This is a genomic window from Corticimicrobacter sp. (assembly GCF_040137905.1).
GTDB lineage: Bacteria > Pseudomonadota > Gammaproteobacteria > Burkholderiales > Burkholderiaceae_B > Corticimicrobacter.
The window spans coordinates 1-21,891 of sequence record NZ_JBEFDG010000059.1; the positions used below are offsets into that span (position 1 = coordinate 1).

General features: G+C 64.2%; 20 protein-coding genes and 1 pseudogene. 2 read left to right on the forward strand and 19 right to left on the reverse strand.

Annotated elements, in window-relative coordinates; genetic code table 11:
* Positions 1-169 precede the first annotated feature (169 nt).
* The 4 genes from ABN482_RS10190 to ABN482_RS10205 form a co-directional block, all read right to left on the reverse strand.
* Positions 170-2,854, reverse strand: coding sequence for an AAA family ATPase (locus ABN482_RS10190; protein ID WP_349503888.1), 2,685 nt, complete (start codon positions 2,852-2,854; stop codon positions 170-172).
* Complete coding sequence (locus tag ABN482_RS10195) at positions 2,851-3,969, reverse strand: metallophosphoesterase family protein (protein ID WP_349503889.1); 1,119 nt, start codon at positions 3,967-3,969, stop codon at positions 2,851-2,853. Before ABN482_RS10195 ends, ABN482_RS10190 begins: the two co-directional genes overlap by 4 nt.
* Positions 3,970-4,053: 84 nt before the next feature.
* Positions 4,054-4,923, reverse strand: a complete 870-nt coding sequence (locus ABN482_RS10200) for an ABC transporter permease (protein WP_109062030.1) — start codon at positions 4,921-4,923, stop codon at positions 4,054-4,056.
* A complete protein-coding gene (locus tag ABN482_RS10205; RefSeq protein WP_349503890.1) occupies positions 4,920-5,789 on the reverse strand; it encodes an ABC transporter ATP-binding protein in 870 nt (289 codons plus the stop codon). Before ABN482_RS10205 ends, ABN482_RS10200 begins: the two co-directional genes overlap by 4 nt.
* 289 nt (positions 5,790-6,078) lie before the next feature.
* Here ABN482_RS10205 and ABN482_RS10210 point away from each other — a divergent pair, with 289 nt between their 5' ends.
* Positions 6,079-7,083 carry an ABC transporter substrate-binding protein gene (locus tag ABN482_RS10210; protein WP_349503891.1) on the forward strand — a complete coding sequence of 335 codons (1,005 nt, stop codon included), beginning with the start codon at positions 6,079-6,081 and terminating at the stop codon, positions 7,081-7,083.
* A 56-nt stretch (positions 7,084-7,139) separates the two neighbouring features.
* The gene (locus ABN482_RS10215) at positions 7,140-8,354 is read left to right on the forward strand and encodes a M20 aminoacylase family protein (protein WP_349503904.1); all 1,215 of its coding nucleotides are present in this window, start codon (positions 7,140-7,142) and stop codon (positions 8,352-8,354) included.
* Here the strand turns inward: ABN482_RS10215 and ABN482_RS10220 are convergent.
* The 15 genes and pseudogenes from ABN482_RS10220 to ABN482_RS10290 form a co-directional block, all read right to left on the reverse strand.
* Positions 8,308-8,700, reverse strand: coding sequence for a hypothetical protein (locus tag ABN482_RS10220; protein ID WP_349503892.1), 393 nt, complete (start codon positions 8,698-8,700; stop codon positions 8,308-8,310). The genes ABN482_RS10215 and ABN482_RS10220 overlap by 47 nt on opposite strands.
* 9 nt (positions 8,701-8,709) lie before the next feature.
* Positions 8,710-9,105, reverse strand: coding sequence for a hypothetical protein (locus tag ABN482_RS10225; RefSeq protein ID WP_349503893.1), 396 nt, complete (start codon positions 9,103-9,105; stop codon positions 8,710-8,712).
* A 155-nt stretch (positions 9,106-9,260) separates the two neighbouring features.
* Entirely contained in the window at positions 9,261-10,295 is a 1,035-nt protein-coding gene (locus ABN482_RS10230) for an ABC transporter substrate-binding protein (protein ID WP_349503894.1), read from the reverse strand.
* A gap of 155 nt (positions 10,296-10,450) precedes the next feature.
* On the reverse strand, positions 10,451-12,073 hold the full coding sequence (locus ABN482_RS10235) for a gamma-glutamyltransferase family protein (RefSeq protein ID WP_349503895.1): 1,623 nt from the start codon (positions 12,071-12,073) through the stop codon (positions 10,451-10,453).
* Position 12,074: 1 nt separating this feature from the next.
* Positions 12,075-12,866 (reverse strand): ABC transporter permease, encoded by a 792-nt coding sequence (locus ABN482_RS10240; protein ID WP_349503896.1) that lies wholly within the window; start codon positions 12,864-12,866, stop codon positions 12,075-12,077.
* Positions 12,859-13,617 carry an ABC transporter ATP-binding protein gene (locus ABN482_RS10245; protein ID WP_349503897.1) on the reverse strand — a complete coding sequence of 253 codons (759 nt, stop codon included), beginning with the start codon at positions 13,615-13,617 and terminating at the stop codon, positions 12,859-12,861. The genes ABN482_RS10240 and ABN482_RS10245 overlap by 8 nt, the downstream gene beginning before the upstream one ends.
* Positions 13,614-14,936 (reverse strand): acyl-CoA thioester hydrolase/BAAT C-terminal domain-containing protein, encoded by a 1,323-nt coding sequence (locus ABN482_RS10250; RefSeq protein ID WP_349503898.1) that lies wholly within the window; start codon positions 14,934-14,936, stop codon positions 13,614-13,616. The genes ABN482_RS10245 and ABN482_RS10250 overlap by 4 nt, the downstream gene beginning before the upstream one ends.
* The gene (locus tag ABN482_RS10255) at positions 14,933-15,997 is read right to left on the reverse strand and encodes an ABC transporter substrate-binding protein (protein WP_349503899.1); all 1,065 of its coding nucleotides are present in this window, start codon (positions 15,995-15,997) and stop codon (positions 14,933-14,935) included. Before ABN482_RS10255 ends, ABN482_RS10250 begins: the two co-directional genes overlap by 4 nt.
* A 62-nt stretch (positions 15,998-16,059) precedes the next feature.
* On the reverse strand, positions 16,060-17,574 hold the full coding sequence (locus ABN482_RS10260; RefSeq protein ID WP_349503900.1) for a class I adenylate-forming enzyme family protein: 1,515 nt from the start codon (positions 17,572-17,574) through the stop codon (positions 16,060-16,062).
* On the reverse strand, positions 17,571-18,362 hold the full coding sequence (locus tag ABN482_RS10265; RefSeq protein WP_349503901.1) for a VOC family protein: 792 nt from the start codon (positions 18,360-18,362) through the stop codon (positions 17,571-17,573). Before ABN482_RS10265 ends, ABN482_RS10260 begins: the two co-directional genes overlap by 4 nt.
* A 2-nt stretch (positions 18,363-18,364) precedes the next feature.
* Positions 18,365-18,787 carry a PaaI family thioesterase gene (locus ABN482_RS10270; protein WP_349503902.1) on the reverse strand — a complete coding sequence of 141 codons (423 nt, stop codon included), beginning with the start codon at positions 18,785-18,787 and terminating at the stop codon, positions 18,365-18,367.
* A gap of 13 nt (positions 18,788-18,800) precedes the next feature.
* Complete coding sequence (locus ABN482_RS10275) at positions 18,801-19,814, reverse strand: zinc-binding dehydrogenase (RefSeq protein WP_349503905.1); 1,014 nt, start codon at positions 19,812-19,814, stop codon at positions 18,801-18,803.
* A gap of 48 nt (positions 19,815-19,862) precedes the next feature.
* Entirely contained in the window at positions 19,863-20,864 is a 1,002-nt protein-coding gene (locus ABN482_RS10280) for an ABC transporter substrate-binding protein (protein ID WP_349503903.1), read from the reverse strand.
* A 15-nt stretch (positions 20,865-20,879) separates the two neighbouring features.
* Positions 20,880-21,623 carry an ABC transporter permease gene (locus ABN482_RS10285; protein ID WP_239990111.1) on the reverse strand — a complete coding sequence of 248 codons (744 nt, stop codon included), beginning with the start codon at positions 21,621-21,623 and terminating at the stop codon, positions 20,880-20,882.
* A 19-nt stretch (positions 21,624-21,642) separates the two neighbouring features.
* Positions 21,643-21,891: pseudogene (locus tag ABN482_RS10290) on the reverse strand (ABC transporter ATP-binding protein); the annotation flags it as partial.

Here is a 21,891-nt window from a genome sequence, read left to right on the forward strand (position 1 = left end):
GAGTCGGAGTCGGAGTCGGCAACATGCTCCGTCACGCAGGAGCCTGCACGGCCGACACCTATTGCGCTACCAGAACAGGAACCCGCTACCCTGCCGCCAGTCCTGCCCAAGCAGGCCAACAAAACGCAACGCACAGAACCATCAAGCCCGACACCCGCCGAGCCCGCCTCTACGTCGTCACCCCCGACTGCGCGGTAAATGGCGTGCGCACCGGCACGCCCATGTCGCGCCACTTGTCGGGGTGGCAGGTCAGCAACAGGATCTGGTGGCGCTGCGCCGCATCGAACAGCATGCGTTTCATCTGCGCCAGACGGGCCTCGTCGGTGTGTACCAGCGCATCATCCAGAATCAGCAACGTGGGGCGACCGGCCTGCTGCAAGAGGTCGGCATAGGCCAGGCGGCAGGCCAGTCCGATCTGCTCTCTCGACCCAAAGCTGAGTGCCTCCAGCGGCGTGCCCAGCCTGCCATCGCGGGTCAGGGATGCGGGCTGCAGGGTTTCATCCAGTGCAATGCCGGCCTGTGGGTAGAGCAACGGCAAGTAGCGCTGCAGGTGCTGTTGCAGCGGTGCCTGCAAGCGACCGATGAGGATCTGGCGCTTGTCTGACAGCAACTGCACCAGCAGTTGCAAAGCCTGCGCGCGCTGTGCCAGTTGCTGGCGACGACGCTCGGCCTGTTCGAAGGTGGCATCGGCTTCTGCATATTGCGTGTCCAGTCCCTGCGCCCCCAGGCTTTCCAGTTGGGCACGCAGGACATCCAGGCGATGCCCCAGTTCGAGAAAAGCCGTTTCCTGGTGCCGGGCGCTCTGCGTCAGGCGCTGGATATCCTGCTCCAGCAGATCGGGGCGGGCAGCATCGATGTCGCGCTGGCGGGCTTCGATACGGGCCTGCTGAGCCTGTGCCTCGGCCTGCAGCGTGAGCAGGCGCTCCCGGCCCGCGCGCAGTTGTTGCAGCCGGGCCGGATCGGCCAGCCGGGTCTGTAGCGCCTCATGCTCCTGGTGCGCATGGCGGGCCTGTTGCTGAGCCTGCTGGTGCGCCAGCACGGCATCATGCTGCTGGCGCTCGGCCTGCTGCAGATGTTCCCGGCACAGGTCGGCCTGCCGCCGGGCACCATGCTCGTCCGCTTCGGTCGCGGCGGCTTCGCGCCAGTCCTGACCGGGATGCAGTTGCTGCCAGTGTGTCAGCCACGCCGCCCAGTCCTGTGTCTGGCGCTGCACCTGCAACTGCAATGCCCCATGCTCCGCTTCCAGCGCGGCCACACCCTTGGCAGCCAGGCTCTGCAGCATGGTCTGCGCATGCTTGCCGTCGGCCTGATGGCGTTGTGCCTGTGCATGCCGTGCCTCGACCGCTGCCAGCGTCTCCAGCCCCAGGGCCTGAGCGTGTTGCCGACAGCGCGCTTCGAGTTCGCTGTGACGACGCCCCAGTTCGGCCAGGTCGCGAACACCGGGAATCAGTTCCAGCTCGCCCACACCCGGCAGGCTCAGCGTGGCGGCTTCCAGCAGCGGCTGCTCGCCCTCGCCCTGCAACATCGCCGCCCCCAACTGCAGGGTCTGCCCCGGCACCAGACGGTAACGGATGCGCGTCGCCAGGCCCTGGCGCTGGATATCCAGTTCGCGCAGTTGCTGTGCATCCTGTCGCCACTGTTTCCAGACAGCTTCGTCCACGGCCAGAGCCGCTTCGGCCTGTTGCGCATCGCGCCAGGCTTGCTGCCAGCGCTGCGCCTGTGCCAGCCTGTCCTGGAATTCCTGCTGGCGCTGAGCCAGAATCTCGCCCTGCTGCCGCAACTGCAGGCCGCGCAGCGCCGACTGGCTGCGCGCCAATGCTTCCTGAGCCTGCTGCCAGGCGGCCTGGGCGCGTGTCGTCTGTGTACGCAGCAGTGCCAGCGCCTGTGCGGTGGACTCCGCCTGGGCATCGGCCTGCTGGCACGCCTGCGCGCGCGCCTGGGCCTGTTGTTCATCCTGCTGCTGTGCCAGCAGCGTTTCGCGCTGCAACTGCAGATTGAGCGTGGTCTGGTCGGCCGCCTGCCGGTCCTGTTCTTGCCGGGCCTGCAATTGGCGGATGGCCGCCAGTTTCTGCTCGGCCTCGGCCTGCTGGTGACGCAAGCATTCCCAGGGACGCTGGGCACTGTCCTGACGGTGTCGCTGCTGCAAGGTGGCCAGTTCATCAACCTGCTGGCGATAGGCCTGCAGGCGAACCTGCAGAGCCTCGCTCTGCTGCCTGGCTTCTTCGGCCTGCTGGATCGCCTGCAGATAGGCACCGGTAGGCTTGGCCGTGCGCGCAGTCAGGTACTGGGCCAGCTCGGTTTCGGCACGTCGCAGCAAGCCATCACCTTCGCGCTGGTCGGATGCGCCCACCATGTCACCCAATGCCTGCTGCAGGTAGTCGGCGGCATGGGCCACCGGCTCGCGCCATTCCTGACCACTGCCCTGTTCGACCCACAACAGGCCCGGCACGCCCCAGTGCTCGGGCTTGCTCAGTCCTTTTTTGGAATAGCCGAAGCCCATCATCTCGGCCAGACGCTGTTCGGCCTCCTCGCCGTCCCATTGCTGATGACCATCACTGAGCAGGCAACGCTTTTTCTTGAGAAATTGCTTGGACAGCCGCCAGGGCCGCCCCTGCCACAGGAATTCAAGTTCGATCGAGGGCGAGGCGGCGCTGTCGTCCTGCGGCTGCAGATGCGACAGCGTACCGGCACTATAGCGTTCCAGGAATATCGTGCGGATGGCGCGTGCCAACGTGCTTTTGCCGGCCTCGTTGGGGCCGCTCAGGATGTTCAGGCCCGGCGTCAGGCCATCGACGACAAACGGAGCGCGATAGCACTGGAATTGTTCGACACGGATCTGCTGCAATTGCATCATGCTTCCTCCAGCCACTGGGCCAGAATCGCCAAGGCCTCGCGGCTGGTGCCGCTGTCGTCGCTTTCCTGGCGGGCCTGCAACTCGGCGATCACTTCGCCGACATAGCCCGATGCCGAGAGCGCGGCCAGCTCCTGTTCTCCGGGATAGAGTTTCAGGCCATCCTGCTGCACGGACAGGCTGCGCAGCAGCGCCTGCGCACGGGCCAGCGCCTCCTGCAACCGATGCTGGCCGGCCAGGTCGGTGCGCCCCTCCAGAGTCAGGTCGAGCACGGCCTGTGCTGGCGCTGACTCCAGGCGGGCCACCAGGCGATCCAGGTCATCGGGCACAGCCAGAGTGTCATGCCACTGCTGCCACACATGATGCGCCACGAACAGCGGCTCGACCGTCGGTGCGACAGAGGCCGTGGCCGATGCGCCGTCATCCCACGCCACCGACAGCACATGGCCGGCACCGTTGTCCTTGAAGCGGTCGGGTTCGGGCGTACCGCTGTACCAGGTATGCGCGTCAATGCAACGCTGGCCGTGCCAGTCGCCCAGCGCCAGGTAGTCGAGCCGGGCACGCGCAGCGCGATCAGGGGCGATAGGGTTGGGCGCGTCGATATCGTCCTGCAGGATGCCCTGCACACTGCCGTGGGCCAGCCCGACTCGACGCCAGCCGGTCGGTGTCCCGGCCTGGTCGAACCAGGTGGTCAGGTCTTCGTAGGTCTGGCGCTGGGTCAGCGGTGCAGGCAGGATCGCCAGACGCGAGGCATCCAGCAAAATGACTTCGGGCCGCAGCGCCAGATGCGTGCGCGGGCCGGGCAGGCCCAGGCGCTGCGCCTGGGTCCAGACACTCTCGACCAGCGCCGCATCATGATTGCCCGGCAACAACACCCAGTCGCCATCGAACCCCTGCAGCGCATTGAACAGACGCCGCAACGTGCGCTCGGACACCGTCTGCGCATCGAACACGTCGCCCGCGACCAGTACGGCATCGTAGCAGCCCGATTGGGCCAGCGCGGCGATCCGTTCGACCGTACGAAAGCGGGCCTCGGACAGGGCCGCAGCGTCCTCGGGTTCGAAACGTGCGTACTGACGGCCGATCTGCCAGTCGGCCGTGTGCAGGATGCGGTTCATGAGTATTAATTTTCCGTATGCGAGGCAAACCGTTATACGGAAGAATTGTACAGAACCGTTTTTACCGCCCCTGGGCGGCCCGTGTTATTTCTGCAAGCCCCAACGCTTGATCGTCACGCGCTCCAGCACGTTGAACACCAGGTTCTCGACCAGCAGGCCGATCACGATCACCATCAACAGACCGGCGAATACGCGATCCGTATACAGCTCATTGCGATTCTGGAAGATGAACCAGCCCAATCCGCCCTTGCCCGACGAAGCGCCGAACACCAGTTCGGCTGCGATCAGGGTCCGCCAGGCAAAGGCCCAGCCGATTTTGAGGCCTGACAGGATGGACGGCAGCGCGGCCGGCACCAGAATCTGCAGCACATAGCGCAGCCCCTTGAGCCCGTAGTTGCGGCCCGCCATGCGCAAGGTCTCGGGCACACCCTGGAAACCTGCGTAGGTATTGAGCGCCAGCGGCCACAGTACCGAATGGATCAGAACGAAGATCACGCTGCCCGTGCCCAGACCAAACCACAGCAGCGCCAGTGGCAACAGCGCGATGGCCGGCAACGGGTTGAACATGGAGGTGAGCGTCGACAGCAGGTCACGCCCGAGCTGGGTGGACACTGCCAGCGTGGTCAGCACGAATGCCAGGATGATGCCGGCCAGATAGCCCTGCACCAGAATGGTCAGCGAAATCCCGATGCGCTCCAGCAGTTCGCCATTGGCCAGGTCCTGCACCAGCGCCCGGAAAGTGGCCGTGGCAGTCGGCAGCAGCAGTTCATTGTCCTGCCAGCGCGCCGCCAGTTCCCACAACACGACCAGCAGGATCAGGATGATGCCCTTGCGCAGCCAGGCCTGCTGCCAGAGCCGCGTCGACAGCGGCAACGCGCGCTCCACCGACACATTGACCACCGGCTGCAGCTCGACCTCGTATTCGGGGCGGACAGGAATCGTATGCGCGCTCATGCCGCCTGCTCCTGCAAGGCCTGCGCACCGGCCTGACCCGGCTCGGCAAACAGCAGGCGATGAATGCGCTGCGCCGTGGCCTGGAAACGATGATTGCCGGTACTGTGCAGCCCGAATTCATGACTGTTGATTTCTGCATGCACGCGACCTGGATGCGGCGACAGCAGGGCGATGCGGCTGCCGACCACCAGGGCTTCCTCGATGGAGTGCGTCACGAACAGCAGGGTGAAGCCAACCTCGTCCCACAGCGCCAGCAGTTCTTCCTGCATTTTGCGACGCGTGAGTGCGTCCAGCGCGGCAAACGGCTCATCCATCAGCAGGATGCGCGGTTGCATGGCCAGCGCCCGGGCAATCGCCACGCGCTGCTTCATGCCTCCGGAAAGCTGGTGCGGATAGGCCTCGGCAAATGCCGCCAGGCCGACCTTCTCTAGATAATGCAGGGCCCGTTCGCCGGCTTCGCGACGCCCCAGTCGCCCCGAGGCCAGCAGCGGAAACATGACGTTCTGGCGCACGGTTTTCCAGGGCGGCAACTGATCGAACTCCTGGAAGACCACGATCCGATCCGGTCCCGGCTGGCGGACGACCCGGCCATCGAGCCGGATCTCGCCTTCGACCGGCGGCAGGAAACCGGCCACCGATTTCAGCAGCGTGGACTTGCCGCACCCCGAAGGCCCGAGCAAGACATAACGCTCGGCCGGGTAAAGATCGAAACTGACCTGATGCGTGGCACGCACCACCCGCTCCGGCGTGCGGTATTCGAGGCTGACGCGATCGACCTCCAGCAAAGGCGCGGGCAAGGCATGCCCCGGCGCGTCAGATGTGCTGACCAATGAAATATCCGTCACCGCGATGCCCTCTTTCTGCATGAATGCATGCCGCAGCCCACCGGAATCAGGCGGCCTCCGGCTCGAACTGGGCATTGTCCGGCGAGCAGGCACAAAACCGAACGATCATATTTCTATTTTTTTATCATCGAAATTCATGAGGCAAGCCGCGTCTGGCTTCAGCCCCTCAACCAAACCAGACGCAATATGCAAATCATTTTCCAGTCCGATCCGGAAACCCGCAGCACCCTACTATGGATGGTCTTGCCGCACGGCGTGTCGCACATCGTCCGGCCAGCCTGTTTCAATCTCAGCCCAAGCATCACGCATCATGAAGAAACCGCTGTTCCACTCCCTGCTGGCACTGGCCGCCTCCCTGTCCATCGGTGCCACGTCGGCCCAGGCCGCTCCCGAAAAACTGGTTCTGGCCGACCAGTACGGCCTGCCCTACCTGCTCCTGACGGTCGCCAAGGACCAGAAATTCATTGAAACCCGTGCCCGTGAAAACGGTATCGAGGAGCTGACCGTCGAGTGGCACCAGGTGCCCGGCGGCCCGGAAATCATTGCCGCGCTGCTGTCCGGTTCCATCGACATCGGCGCAGGCGGCCTGGCCCCCCTGCTGACGCTGTGGGATCGTACCCACGACAAGGAAAACGTACGGGCCATCGCCGGCCTGAGTGCCGCACCTTCGCTGCTGGTCACCAATCGGGCCGATATCCAGTCGGTCAAGGACTTCAAGCCGACCGACCGCATCGCCGTGCCCGGCGTCAAGGTATCCGGTCAGGCGCGCTATCTGCAGATGGCAGCCGCCCAGGCCTTTGGAGAGGATCAATGGGAAAAACTCGACAGCCAGACCGTGTCGATGTCGCACCCCGACGCCACCAGCGCCCTGCTGGCCGGCAAGACCGAGATCGTCGCGCACATGTCCAGCGCACCGTTCCAGTATGAGGTGCTGGCCAGGCCAGGCTTTCATGCGGTCTTCAGCTCATATGATGTGCTGGGCCAGGGTGCGACCTCGACCGTGGCATTTGCCACCGAAAAATTCCGCCAGGAACGCCCGCAGGTCTACCAGTCCTTTGTGCAGGCACTGGACGACGCCTCGCGCTTCATCAAGGAGCAGCCTGAAGCCGCGGCCCGCATCTTCAAGACAGCCACCCACTCCAATCTGAGCGAGACCGCCATCCTGGAGCTGATCCGCAACCCCGACTTCAGCTTCGACACGGCCCCGGCGCACACCCAGGTACTGGCAGAGTTCCTGCACAAGGTCGGCTCGCTCAAGCGCAAGCCCGAAACATGGCAGGAGTACTTCTTCGAAAGCACAGGCAACGGCCGCTGATCCGCCCCCGGACACCCGCCTGCTTTGCCCTGCCCACACACGAAGCCATGACTGCCATGCCCCTGATCCCCGAGATTGTTGCCGCCACCGAGGCATTGACCGCCATCCGGCGCGACTTCCACGCCCATCCGGAAACTGCCTTTGAAGAGGTCCGTACCACAGCACGCGTGGCGCAATTGCTTGAGCAATGGGGGATCGAGGTGCATCGCGGACTGGCTCGCACCGGCCTGGTCGGCATCCTGCGCGGCACGGTCGGTGCGGGCACCCGCGCCATCGGCCTGCGTGCCGACATGGATGCGCTGCCGATGACCGAGCACAACCGGTTTGCGCACGCATCGACCGCACCCGGCAAGATGCACGCCTGCGGCCATGATGGCCACACCACCATGCTGCTGGGCGCGGCACAGTACCTGGCACGCCACCGCGACTTCGACGGCACGGTCTATTTCATCTTCCAGCCGGCAGAGGAAAACGGCAACGCCGGGGCCCGCGCCATGATCGAAGACGGCCTGTTCGAGCGCTTTCCCTGCGACGAAATCTACGGCCTGCACAACATGCCCGGCCTGCCCGCAGGCCAGTTGGGCTTTCGCGCTGGCCCCATCATGGCCTCCGGCAACCGTTTCGACATCACCTTGCGCGGCACGGGTGGCCACGCCGCCATCCCGGATCGCGCCATCGACCCGGTCGTGGTGGCCGGCAGCCTGATCGGCGCGCTGCAGACCCTGGTATCACGCAATACCTCGCCGCTCGACAGCGCCGTGCTGTCTGTCACGCAAGTCCACGCAGGCGAAACCTACAACGTCATTCCCGACGAAGCGATTCTGGGCGGCACGGTGCGCACCTTCCGCACAGATACGCTGGACCGGATCGAATCCGGCCTGCGCCGCATGGTGGAGACGCTGCCGCAAGCCTATGGCGCACAGGGGCGGCTGGATTTCAAACGCGGCTATCCCCCCGTGGTCAACCATCCGGCCCAGACGGCCTTTGCGGCCGACACGGCCATCGAGACCTTCGGTGCCTCGCAGGTCGATCGGGACACGCCGGCACTGGGCGCTGCCGAGGACTTCGCCTTTTACCTGCAGCATGTTCCCGGCAGCTACCTGTTCCTGGGCAACGGCGATGGCACGCACCGCGCATCACAGGCTGCCGAGGGTCCCTGCCAGTTGCACAATGGCAGCTATGATTTCAATGACGCCTTGCTGCCGATTGGAGCGACCTATTGGGTCAGACTGGCCGAGGCATTTTTTCGGCACCATCCAGCGCATCGATGAATCCGGCCAGATCTCGCTGCCAGGTATCCTGGCTGCGATTCACCCGGCTGAAATACAGGCTGATGGCGGTCCCCCGCACGGCGCACGCATAGCTTCTGTCCAGCGGGATATCCTCCCCCATGCTGCCGAAGCCTGCAAAATCGAGCAGCAGGGCCGGCCTGCTTTCATCGCGTTGGATCGCCCATGAGGCCGCGCCCTGCACGTCGAACGCAGGGTCGCCTCGCAGGTACTCGATCACTGTCCAGCCGCGTCGAACCAGCGCGTCCTGGAGCTGGCGCAGATGTGGCAGAGACATCAGGCACACACCAGGATCGTCATGGACAACGAACATGGACAGCGCAGACATATATCCGGCTCATTCAAGCCACCCGTCTGTATTCCTGTGCCGTCCCAGGCCTGCGGCCTCGAACTCATCCACGGCATTGCCACTGGCGACACCAAGACTGCGCAGGGCCTGATTGATGGCATCCTCCGCGATGACCGGATCACCGACCTGCACCCCGTCCTTGAACAGGATACTTGCCTGTGTCCCCCAGCCACCAAAAATCTCTGCCTCGATATACACGATGCTGCGGCCCTGACTCAAACGCTCGCAGAACTTGCCCAGCGACGGTGGCGTCTCGGTTTCTTCTTCAAACGTGAATGGCCGCCGTGGAAGACCGAGCACCTCAAGGGCGTCCGTACCCAGCGGCAACATCAGAAGCGACGCCGGCAGCGGCAGCCAGCGCAGCGGCTCCGGAAATGACCCCATGGAATCGCCTGCCAGGGTTATCACTGCCTGAATCGTATAAGCCATATCGAGAACGCCGGCCTATGCCGGAATGAAATAGATGAGGAACGCCATAGTAGAGAATTTATCCCGCTCCCGCACGTGCAAAGCTTCATTCCGGTCAGGTATGCCCTGCCTCAGCTACCCGGCTGGTCGTGCAGCTCGGGAAAGACATAGTCCTTCCAGGATTCGGGCTTGCTCTTGAGTGTGCCGATACTGTTCAGGAACTCGGCCTGCACATAGGTATTGTTGACCCCGAACACAGGCCGCTGGCCTGGCTGCTCCAGAATCGCCAGCACTTCCTCGACGCTCTGCTTGCTGCCGGTCTGCTCGACATAGATGCGGGCCGCCTCGGCCTTGTCGGCGGCGATCAGCTCATGGGCTTCCTTGAGGGCATCGAAGACGGCCCGGAACACCTTGGGGTTATCGTCGCGAAACCGGGTCTTGGCATACAGGAAGGTATTGGTCGCGGGCCCGCCCAGGATATCATCCGAAGTCGTCACCACATGCACATTGGGGCTGGCGATTTCCTGGTAGCTGAAAGGTGCCGTGGCAAAGTGGGCATTGATCTCGGAGCGTCCGGAAATCACGGCCGCAGCCGCTTCCGGGTGCGGCAGCGTCACCGTCAGGCGATCCAGTCGGTCATACTGGTCTGCGCCCCATTTTTTGGCAGCCGCCAGTTGCAGCCACTGGGCCTGCGCCGAGACCTTCACGCCGGGCAGGGCGATGCGATCGCCATCGCCGAAGTCCTCGATGGACTTGACGGCAGGATTGTTCGACACCAGATACGCAACCGAGCCGTCGAGTCCGCCCACCGCCTTGACGCCGCCCTTGGTACGGTCCCACAGCAACAGCAACGGACCGATGCCGCCACCGGCAAAATCGATACTGTCCGACAGCAACGCTTCGGTCAGGCCTGTGCCGCTGGCCAGTTCGGTCCAGGTCACCTTGAGAGGAGCCACGCCCTGGGCCTGGGCATGTTTTTCGATCAGGTTCTCGTGCGCCGCAACGACCAGCGGCAGATAGGGCAGGCCAAACTGGCGCGAGAGCCGGACTTCGGACACTTCGGCCTGGGCCCCGCCAGCCAGCATCAGGGCCAGCGCAGCAGTGGCGGCACGCAGCCGGAGACCCGGCATGCGGCCGGCACGGTTTTTATGGGAAAAAACGGACATGGAATACCCTCTGCAGTGAAGCGAACTGGCATTCTAGAAAGGCAATAGGCCGTTGCGAACAAAGGATTGGGCATAACAATATGCCCAATCTGCCCGATGCCAGAAAAATGCGCCAGGCATGCCGAAACCTGCATGCCTGGCGCAGAGCGCGACACCTAAAAGCCCACAGCCTGGCCATCGCGACGACTGTCACTGGCGGCGACATAGCCCTGCCCAGCCTCATCGTCCTGCCGCCAGATGAACTGCCCGGCCCCGAAATCCATGTAGGGGTCTTCGACCGACCGCAGGCGGTGCCCACGTGCAGCCAGCCCTGCCACGGCATCGGGGTTCATGGTGTTTTCCAGGTCCACCGAGAAATCGCGATTGACCTTCCAGCGCGGGGCATCACATGCAGCCTGTGGCTGCTGTCGATGATCCAGCATGCGTATCAGGGTCTGGACATGGCCTTGTGGCTGCATATCGCCCCCCATCACGCCAAAACCCATGCGGGCCACACCCGCCTGCGTCAGAAAGGCCGGGATGATGGTATGGAACGGCTTCTTGCCCGGTGCCACCACATTGGCCGAGCGTGGATCGCCGGAAAAGCCTGCCCCTCGATTCTGCAGACTGACACCATAGCCCGGCACGACCACGCCGGAACCGAAACCCATGTAGTTCGACTGGATGAAAGACACCATCATGCCCTGTTCGTCGGCAGCCGTCAGATAGACCGTTCCGCCGCTGGCAGGCAAGCCGAAATCCGGCAATTGCGCCCGACCGGGATCGATCAGCCTGGCGCGCTGCGCCAGGTAGGCCGGATCCAGCATGTCCTGCGGGGTCACCGCCATGCTGCGCGGATCCGCCACGTAACGATACACATCGGCAAAGGCCAGCTTCATGGCCTCGATCTGCAGGTGCAGGCCTTCCGCAGAGTCGGGCGGCAGCGCCGACAGGTCAAAATGCGCCAGGATGCCCAGGGCCACCTGCGCAGCAATCCCCTGCCCGTTGGGCGGGATTTCATGCAGTTCATACCCCCGGTAGGCTTGCGACACGGGGTTGACCCATTCAGGCTGATAGGCCGCCAGATCGGCTCGGCCCAGGCTCCCGCCCGTGGCGTTGGCGTGAGCAACGATGGCGTCGGCCACCTCGCCCTCGTAGAACGCCCTCGCGCCCTGGCGGCCCAGCAGACGCAGCGTACGCGCCAGTGCCGGACAGCGGAAAACCTCGCCGACCCGCGGCGCACGCCCCTTCGGCATGAACGTCTCGGCAAAGCCGGGCTGCGCCTGCAGCGCGGGCACGGCCGCCGCCCATTTATAGGCCACCACAGGAGCCAGCGTGACGCCTCGCTCGGCCAGCTCGGCGGCGGGTTCCAGTACATCGGCAAACGGCAGTTTTCCGAAACGCGCGTGCAACGCGGCCCAGCCCGCCACCACGCCGGGAATGGTCACACTGTCCCAGCCACGAACCGGACGCCGCACCGAGCCATCGGCTTCCTCGCCATAGCGCGTACGGAAATATGCCAGGTCCCAGGCAGCCGGCGCAGTCCCGGAGGCATTGAGGCCATGCAATGCCTGTCCATCATGCACGATGGCGAATGCATCGCCCCCCAGGCCACACGAGACCGGCTCGACCACGGTCAGCGCCGCCGCCGCAGCAATGGCGGCATCGACCGCCGTGCCGCCAGCCAGCAGCATGCGCAACCCGGCCTGTGCAGCCAGGGGATGGGAGGTGGACACCACATTGCGGGCAAAGACCGGAATGCGCGTCGTCGGATAGGGATTGTGCCAATCGAATGTCATTTCAGCGCCCTCCTGTGGCGCGGTCATCGCGCCGCAAAGCGCCTGGCTCCCAGAACAGCAGGCGACGCTGCAACCAGCGTACGGTCTGCGCACCAGTCAAGCCGATCAAGGCCAGCAGCAACACACCTGCAAACATGGTGGACATGCTCATGCTGACCGAGCTGGATGCGATCAGGTAGCCAAGGCCACGCTGCGCCGACAGGAATTCTCCCACCACGGCACCGATCAGCGCCAGTGCCACGCCGATCTGGAGTCCTGCGAATATTTCGCCCGCCGCCGCAGGCAGCTTGACGTGCAGCAGCAGGTAGAACCGCGAGGCAGAAAAAGAGCGGCAGGTATCGATCAGGTCGGGATCGGCCCGGCGGATACCGTTGACTGTATTGACGAACAAAGGGAAAAAGCACACCAGCGTCACCAGCACGATCTTGGACGCCATGCCGAACCCGAACCACACCAGGATCAGCGGCCCCAGTGCCACTTTGGGCGTGGCCTGCAGGCCGATCAGCAGCGGATAGACGAACCGCTCGAACGTCCGTGACTCGGCCAGCAACACACCCAGCAGGACAGCCAGCACACTGCCGATCACATAGCCACTGAGTGTCTCGCCCAACGTAGCGGCAATATGCGGCCACAGGCTGCCATCGGCAAAGCCACGATAAAGAGCGTCGAAGACGGCCGACGGCGGTGGCAGCAGATAGTCGGGAATATCGAAACCGCGTACGGCGGCCCACCAGATCAGGATCAGGACACCCAGGCTGGTCAGCGGATACAACAGGGGAATCACTCTACGCATGACTGAAATGCCTCCGGAAATGCTGGCACAGTGCTGTGAAACGATCATCCGCCAATGTCTCCAGCGTACGGGGACGCGGCAGATCGATCACTTTATCCTCGACAATGCGTCCGGGCCTGGAGGACATCACCAGGACACGATCCGCCAGGAATACAGCCTCCTGGATGCTATGGGTAATGAACAGCACGGATTTTCGCTGCTGGCTCCAGATGCGCTGCAACTCCAGCGTCAATGCTTCGCGCGAGAGTGCATCAAGCGCGGCAAATGGCTCGTCCATCAGCAGCAGCTCGGGGTCGTGCAGCAACATGCGGGCAATCCCCACCCGCTGCTGCATGCCCCCGGACAATTCGAACGGATAGTCTTCGGCAAAGGCCCCCAGGCCGACCAGTTCCAGCAGTTCGCGGGCACGGCCCCGAGCGGCCGCCATCGACAGACCAAGCGTACGGGCCGGCAACAGGACATTGTTCAGGACAGTTTTCCAGGGCAGCAGATTGGGTTTCTGGAACACGACCCCGGCTTGCCGACTGGGCCCCGCCACAGGACGCCCCGCCACCGAAATCTGTCCGGAAGTTGCCGGCAGCAGCCCGGCCGCCAGCTTGAGCGCCGTTGACTTGCCGCAGCCCGAAGGCCCCAGCACCGCAACGAACTCACCCTGTTCGATTTTCAGGTCTACCGCCGAGAGCGCCTCGATCTGGCCTCGCCGGGTGGCATAGGTTACGCCCACCCCGTGCAATTCCAGGGCGGCGCTCATGAGGCACATCCCTGCGGGCGGGCGGCATGAGCAGCGCGGGCTTCCGCCAGGAAATCCAGCACCCCGGCCCAGCTCAGGCGATTGGCCCGGGCATTGGCCTGCGGCGTCCCGCCACCATCAAGAGGCACCCCGGCCACCGGATGAACATTGGCGATCATCGTCGTCGGTACATAGGGCAGGCCGATGGCATGGCCGGCACCGGGATGGGCGTCATGCCATGCGGGCCAGGCATGGCCGGCTGCCTGCAAGGTTGCCACGATCTGCTCGCTGTAGGCCTGCGAAGGCCAGAATCCATCCTCGGCCCCCGAGATCAGCAAGACCGGACCGGCAATACGCTCGACAGGTATGCGCGCTGCCGCAACGCTGGGCGCATGCGCCTGCGCCGCCACAAAGGCCGGTGCCTGGCGAATCGGGCGATCAGGCGAAGGAGGATGATCGAAGGCATGCCAGTCTGCCAGCGGGTTGGCTTGCCAGACATTGGGCAGCGCCTGCCCCCGCCACGTCCAGGCAGTCGCATCGCGTGGTTCCTCGGGTGCCCCGGCGCGCAGCGTGCCATGGACCACGGCACTGGGTACATAGCCGATCACGGCTGAGACCTGCGCCGGAAATGTGGCCCCCAGCAACAAGGCCAGTTCGCCGCCCCGCGACAGGCCGGACACGGCCACAAAACCCCTGTGTGGCTGCAACTTGTCGATGGCCCAGTCGAGCGCCGTTTCGAAATACTCCAGCGGCGTACCCGAGATATGTGCCGGTCGTCCAGGTGCCTTGAAATACGCCAGTGCCAGGCCCATGTAGCCATGGGCCGCAAAAAGCGCCGCACGCTGTTCCGGTGTTCCGCCCCCCGAGCCGTTGAGCACGATCACCAGGGGATGCGGTCCGTCGCCCGCCGGCGTGAACAGCGTAGCCGAGAGGCCTGACTCGCGGACTTCCTGGCGACGCACCCCTGTGCCCAGGAATCTTTGCACCAGCACAGCCTGAGCCCGTTGACCGGCGCTATCCTCAACCGTCAGCGCGATCTGCCTTGCCGCGATCCCATCGCTCAGTTCCGGCAGCCGAGGGGGCTGCACCTGGCGCATCGACCAGATCACCCCCATCGGCTCCGGCGTATGCCAGTCCCCAGCCACAGGCAACGCGGTATCCAGGTCCAGCAGCCCATCCGCACCGACGTCGAACCAGGCCTGGCTGCGCCAGATGCTGCCATCCGGATACGTCGATTCAGCCAGCAGCCGAACCTGCCCCGGTGCCAACCCCGCAGCATGGATATGCCGGGGTTGATCCACCAGGGCATCAGCCGGTACGACGTGCAATGCGGCACTCATTGCGCGGCCTCGGCCCGCTGGCGCAACGCGTCCTTGTCAAAGTCATCGAAGGCCGGTACAAACTCATTCGAAAAAATGCGGTCAACCGGAACATCGGCACTGGGGAACTCACCGGCCTCGGCCATCGCACCAATCGCCTTGCGAATCACATCCAGATCGTACTCACCGGGTTGCCGGCGCGTCCCGTCCGGGCGATACAGCATCCGCTGCAGGCGTCGGGTCAGCAATGTCGTGGCATTTTCCAGCCCCTTGCCCTCGGCATCGGCAGGACGACTCTCCGGATTCTGCCGCCAGAATGCCTGCACGCAGAAGGTGGGATTGATCTCGCACACATACTGCGCCTGCGTGTAGGCACGCCCGAAACGGCGGATCAGGTCAGGACTGTCGCGAAAGGTATCTTCGTGGGCAATGAACCCATTGCCCGGATTCTCGAGGAACACTTCTGGATAGGCTATGCGCCGTATCTTCGTGCCCGTCAGCTCGAAAATGTCTCCCCAGCTGCTGTTGTAGTTCAGTGCATCGACCTGCCCGCTGCGCAAGGCCTGAAAGCCCGAGCCCAGCACACCGACCGCCACAAACTCGACATTCTTGCCAGGCTCCAGCCCCGCCACGCGCAAGGCGGCACGACTATTGGGAATCGTCCCCCAGGTCAAGGCACCCACACCGATTTTCCGATCTTTCAGGTCGGCCAGCGTTCGAATCGGGGATTCCTCCAGCACGGTATATTCCAGCGTCTGGCTGGGCGTGCCGTTATAGAAATAGCGCAGCGGCAGCGGATCCTTGCCACTGAAATAGCTCGAGATTACCGGCTCCGAGACCGGATAGCCGAAGGTCACACGCTTGCTGGCCACCTGGGGCAGCAACGCACCCGCCCCCTGGAAAACCACGAAACTCACGGACAGCCCCTGCTCCTTGAACAGCCCCAACTCCTCGGCGGCTGCGTAAGGTGCGCCATCATGCACGGCCGCCGGAATCGCCAGCGCCACGGTCACGTCATCAAGGGCCAGGGCAGGCGAGGCCACTGCCAGGGCAAGCATCGGAACCAGATATTTGAACTGCATTTTGCAACTCCTTCTCGGAAAAATGACAGTCCCGCAGCCAACGCCCGGCACTGCCGTATCACTCAGTCGATCTGCAACCGGGCCTGCGCATCGCGCTTGAGCGCCTGCCGGTCTATCTTGTTGGTCGCCGCCAGCGGCAATGCCGGCAGCAGCCAGACATGGCGCGGGTGCTGATAGGCCGCCCCATGTGCCAGCGCAAACGCCTTCAGCTCCGCTGCGGTCACGCACACCTCCGGGCGCAGCACCACGAAAGCCACCGGCTTCTGTCCCTTGATGTCATCATCGATGGGCACGACGCAGGCTTGCTGAACGCCTGGGTGGCGTTCGAGCAGTTTTTCGATTTCGCCCGGATAGATGTTTTCGCCACCACAGACGAACATATCGTCGCGACGCCCCACAAAGGTGTAGAAACCCTGTGCATCGCGCCGGAACACATCTCCCGTCACGTAATAGCCATCCACCGTAAAGGGCGCAGCCAGATCGGCCCGGTTGTGATAGCCGGACATCAATCCTGCACTCCGGATTTCGAGTACGCCCTCATCCGGCACATCCCGCCCCGCACCATCCCGCAGGCGCAACTGCACGGCAGCATGGGCGTAGCCGACAGCCAGCGGCGGCGCCGGTATCCCCTGAGGATGGGGGCCAAAGACCACCGGCCCCCCTTCTGTGGTTCCATAGGCATTGATGATGCGCGCATTGGGCAACCACTGCCGTATCTGGGCCAACAGGCTGGCGCTGACTGGTGCCGACCCCATCCGGATCACCCGTACACTGCCCAGATCGGTCTGGGCCAGCAGTGCCTGCTCGCGCAGCATCATGGCAATCATGGGCGGCACAGCCGTCAACCAGGTACAGCGGTAACGCCCCACCGCCTCGATATAAGCCCGCGCCGTAAACTGCGGCAGCAGGACGACCGTCGCACCACTGGCCAGCGCCAGCAGGATCAGGGCAAGGGCATTCATGTGGTAGAGAGGTGCCGCGATCAGTGCACGTTCGTCCGCCAGCGACGCATCCTGCAACCGGGTCCGCACCACCCACAACTGTGCCGCATGACTCAGCAGGACGCCCTTGGGCCTGCCTGTCGAACCCGAGGTGTACAGCATCAGCGCCGTCTCCGACCCCGCTGGCTGCCACGCAGCGACAGCATCCTGGCCGACAAATGCAGACAGTCCCTCGGTATCCTCCAAGGCCAGGCTGACACCCTCGACACCCCCTCGCTCAGGCCGCATCCTTTCCGGATCGCAGAACACCAGTCGGGCACCGCTATCGGCCAGGGCATAATCAATCTGCGTATCCGGCCAGCGATGATTCAACGGCACGGCCACCAATCCGGCACGCATGATGCCGAGCACGGCAGCGACATAGGCCACGGAGTTGGCCCCCAGCAATGCCACGCGTTCGCCCGGCGACAGCCCGCGCGCGCGCAGCCCGGCAGCCACGCCATCGGCCAGCGCATCCAACTCGGCGGCGCTGTAGTGCACCGCGCGCATCTGTGCATCCAGACCGATGATCGCCAGCCGTGCGCCATCATCGCGGACAGGCCGGACACACCCCAGGTTGACGACTTCGGGCTTCATGCGCGGCACTCCAGCACGACGCCGAACAGCGGCAAGCCGACACACACACGCCCTGCGCTGGCGTGATGCGGCAAGTCGAGGGCCGCAGCACGACGGGTGATATCGGCAAGATCCACGCCCTGCAAGGCCAGCACGGCAAAACGCTCCGCACGGTCGGCACCGATCCCGGACAACGCCCCCACCTGCCGGGCCACCCCTGCCTCATCAGCCACATCAAGCCCCCAGCGGGCATCGATCTGGCCCAACCGGGCATAGTCGTGCCGCGTGCGCTCGGGATCAGCACTCGCAACGGTCAGGCCGGCAATCCCGGCCGTCCCATTGGCGTGCTGCTGCCAGGGCGTGCGCCACACCAGTTCAGGGGTCAGGTGACGACAGAAATACACCCGTCCCGCAGCAAATTGCCCGGTCACCAGGCGCACAGCTTCGAAATGCGCCACGGCCCGCTGTCCATCCTCCAGATCGACAGGCCGGGAAAACTGCTGCACCGGCTGCACGCTCAGGCCGGACTGGATCAACCCGGCATGCGTGGCTGCGGCATCCGCCGAGGCGAATACCAGTCCATCCAGACCTGCCGGACTGTCCAGCAACTCCTGGCGTACACGCTCGCCATCCTGCGGCAACCCCAGCAGCTCCAGATAGGCTTCACCAAACACGATCAGATGATTGATCGAACCGAGCGTATGGAAGCCACGGGGTGTCACGGTAAACCCCAGCGCCTCGAACAGCGCGACGGCCTCGTCCATGGCAAAGCGCACATTGATGACCACGTGATCCAGCGCAATGGCCATGATCAGTCCTTGGGTGCAGGTGTAGCGTACACGCCGCGCCCGCTGGCAACGAGCTGCCCCTCGGCATCGAAGATCTGAGCCTCGGCCACGGAGAATTGCCGTCCGAACTTGATTACCTTGCCGGTCGTACGCAGATTGCCCCTGGCTGGCCGGTGATAATCCACCCGCAAGTCGATCGTGGGCACGCCCCGACCGGTGCGCGATACCAGCGCCCAGTCTGCGGTCAGGTCTACCAGCGCAGCCAGGATGCCGCCATGCGTGTAGCCTCCTTCCGGATTGACCACCCACTCCTCCCGCCATGTCGCCCCCAGCTCGATGCTGCCATCGCCGACGGCCAGCACCTGCAGGCCAAGCCATTGGTGATACGGTCCCTTGAGCAGGCGCGCCTGGATCTCGGCCGCGCCGGGCAATGTTGTGTCAGTCATGATGTCTTCCTTTTCAAGCAGCGGCAGGCGCCACGACAACCTTGCCCAGCACGGCGCGGTCACGGATCAAGGCCAGCCCTGCTGCGGCCTGTTCAAGCGGCAATACACGGTCGATGACCGGCTCGATCTGTCCCTGTGCCACCAGATCGAGCAAGGCCACCAGGTTGTCTTCGTAGAAACTGTTCGAACCCTTGATGGTCAGCTCGAAGCTCCAGACATAGCGCAGGTCTTCCTTCGGGTCATGCCCGGCTGTGGCCCCGCACACCAGCAGCGTGCCACCACGCTTGAGACACTTGAGCGAGGGCACCCAGGTATCGCCTCCCGTGAAGTTGATCACCACATCGACGCCCCCCTCGTGCGTGCGACGCTGGGGCTTGCCATAACGGGCGATGGCCCATTTTGAAAAATCCTCTTCGCGATAATTGACCACATGGTCGGCCCCCAGCGCCTTGAGGCGTTCAGCCTTTTCATGGCTCCCGGCGCAGGCAATCACTTCTGCCCCCAGCAGCTTGGCCAGTACCACGCTGGCCGTCCCCACCCCACCGCTTGCACCCAGGATCAGCACACGATCACCCGACTTGACTGTCTCGTGGGTCACCAGCATCCGGTGTGCCGTGCCATAAGCCACCGGCAATGCCGCCGCCTGGGCAAACGTCACCGCATCGGGCAGGCGGATCAACTGGCGCGCATCGGCGAGGGCAAACTCGGCCATGCCGCCATCCGTCATCTCGCCCATCAGTCCCACGCCGGGCTTGAGGGGATTGACCAGCACGCGGTCCCCAGGCTGCCAGCCCTGCACGCCGGCACCGACCTGCTCGACCGTGCCCGCCAGATCCAGGCCGATCACGACAGGCAACGGCACCTTGATGCCCGGCATGCCCTTGACGGTAAACACATCGTGATAATTGAAAGACGCCGCACCTACCCGCACCAGCACATGGCCGTCGGTGACGTCAGGCACCGGCCTGTCGGCCACGACGTGCAATTGATCCAGGTCGCCGTGCGCATCGAGCACCAGGGCCTTCATGGTTGTCTGGGTCATTGTGAAAAAAGCTCCATCGAAAGAATTGACCTGTCAGCGAATAGACTTGGACAGGAGATAGGGTTGGGTCGCAAACAGGGCATCATCGAGCTGGCCTTTGACCAGGCCGCTGTCCGAGAACACCTGATGCTGGCGGCGCAGCGTCTCGACCTCTTCCGGCTCGAACGACGCCCGGTTCATCGAGTCCCAGAGGCTGACATAGGCGCGGGCATCGGCCTCGGGCAGATTGGCGCTGCCCTGCAGGATGGTCACCACCTCGTCGGGGTGATCCTTGCCCCAGGCCAGGGTCTCGCGCAATGCGGCGATCACCCGCGCCACGACCTCCGGCTGCTCGTCCGCCAGGCTGGCACGCACCGTGCCGACACCGATGTAGGGCACGGCGTCCGATTGCGTCAGCTTGCGCCACTCCTGGGCAAAACTGCCCAGCGGCCGAACCTGCAACTGGTCGCCCAACTGGGCAATGGTGACCGAGCGCAGCGCGGCGGCATCGACCTGTTTCTGTGCCACGAATTGCACCAGCCGCGACTCGTTGCCCCCCACCAGGGCAAAATCCTCGGCACCGATCCCATGATTGCCAGCCAGCACGGCGCTGGCGATCACGGCTACCGACGAGCCGGCCGGCGACATCCCGACTTTCTTGCCCTTGAGTTCATCCAGACTCTGGATAGGAGAATCCGCCGGCACCACGAACTGCACATCGGCCGGCTGCGTCGCGGCAAAGATCCGTACCGGCACACCCTCTGCCGCAGCGCTGAACACGCCCGCCAGCGGCGCACCGAAGGCCAGGTCTATCGACCCTGCCGCCAAGGCGCGCGTAGGCCCATTGACCTCGGGAAAATGCACGAACTCTGCATCAATGCCCTGCCCGGCCAGAAAATCCGTGGCCTCGAGCACCGAGCCATAGCCCAGGCTGACACCACTGGTCCAGTAACCGATCCGCACCTTGTCGGCCGCCTGTGCGACACCTGAAGACATGACCGCAGACATCGCCACCAGCCCCAGGCCAGCCAGCTTGCACAATGAAAAGAAAGACATGAAACACTCCTTGTTTTAAAGTTTCCAGCGAAACAGCCAGCGTTCCAGAGGCTTGAGCACCCCGGCTTCCAGCACCAGCATCAACGCGACCAGCAGCACCGTCCAGGCAAACACCTGATCGCTTTGCACCAGGTCGGCCGCCTGACGCAGGCGATAGCCGATCCCGTTGGACGATCCCAGCGTCTCGGCCACCAAAGACACACGCCAGCCGAAGCCGAACGCCAGCCGTGCGCCCGAAAAGAAATAGGGCAGGATGCTGGGCAGCGATACCTTGAGCAGGGTGGCCGTCCGCGAAAACCGGAACGCCCGCGCCAGTTCGATGTACTGTCGATCGACCGCCTGAGCCCCCTGCCACACGTTGGTCAGGATCAGCGGCATGGCCGTCATGAACACCACGAACACCGTCGTGGCATCCGAAATGCCGAACCAGATGATGGCGAAAATGGCCCATATCGCCGAAGACACCGTATTGAGCACAGCCAGCACCGGCTCGAAAAACCGCGCCAGCAGACGGCTCCCGCCCAACGCCAGCCCCAACGGGGTCCCCACCAGCACGGCCAGGAGGAAACCCGTCAGTACCCGCCCCATCGTGGCACCCAGGTCATTGAAAAAACTCGCGCTGTGCACCAGCCTCACCAGGGCATCCAGCACTTTGTCCGGCCCCGGCAGCACGAACGCAGGCACGCGGCTGGCACCGTACCACCACAGTCCTACGACCAGGGCCAGCAGCAACAGCCGTTGCAGGAGCAATCCGATCATGCGTCTACTCGCGTGCATCTCACAGCTCCAGCCGCAACTGGCGCACCCGTTCGCTCACGACGGGATCGGTTGGCAATCGGGGCTGCGGCAAATCCAGCACATGCTGCGCCCGGACACGGCCTGGACGCGGCTCGAGCACGATGACCCGGTCGGACAGCACCACGGCCTCTTCCACATCGTGCGTCACGAACACCACGGTCATGCCGTGCTGTCGCTGCAACTGCAGCAATTCGGCATGCATCTGGCTGCGCGTCTGCGGATCCAGCTT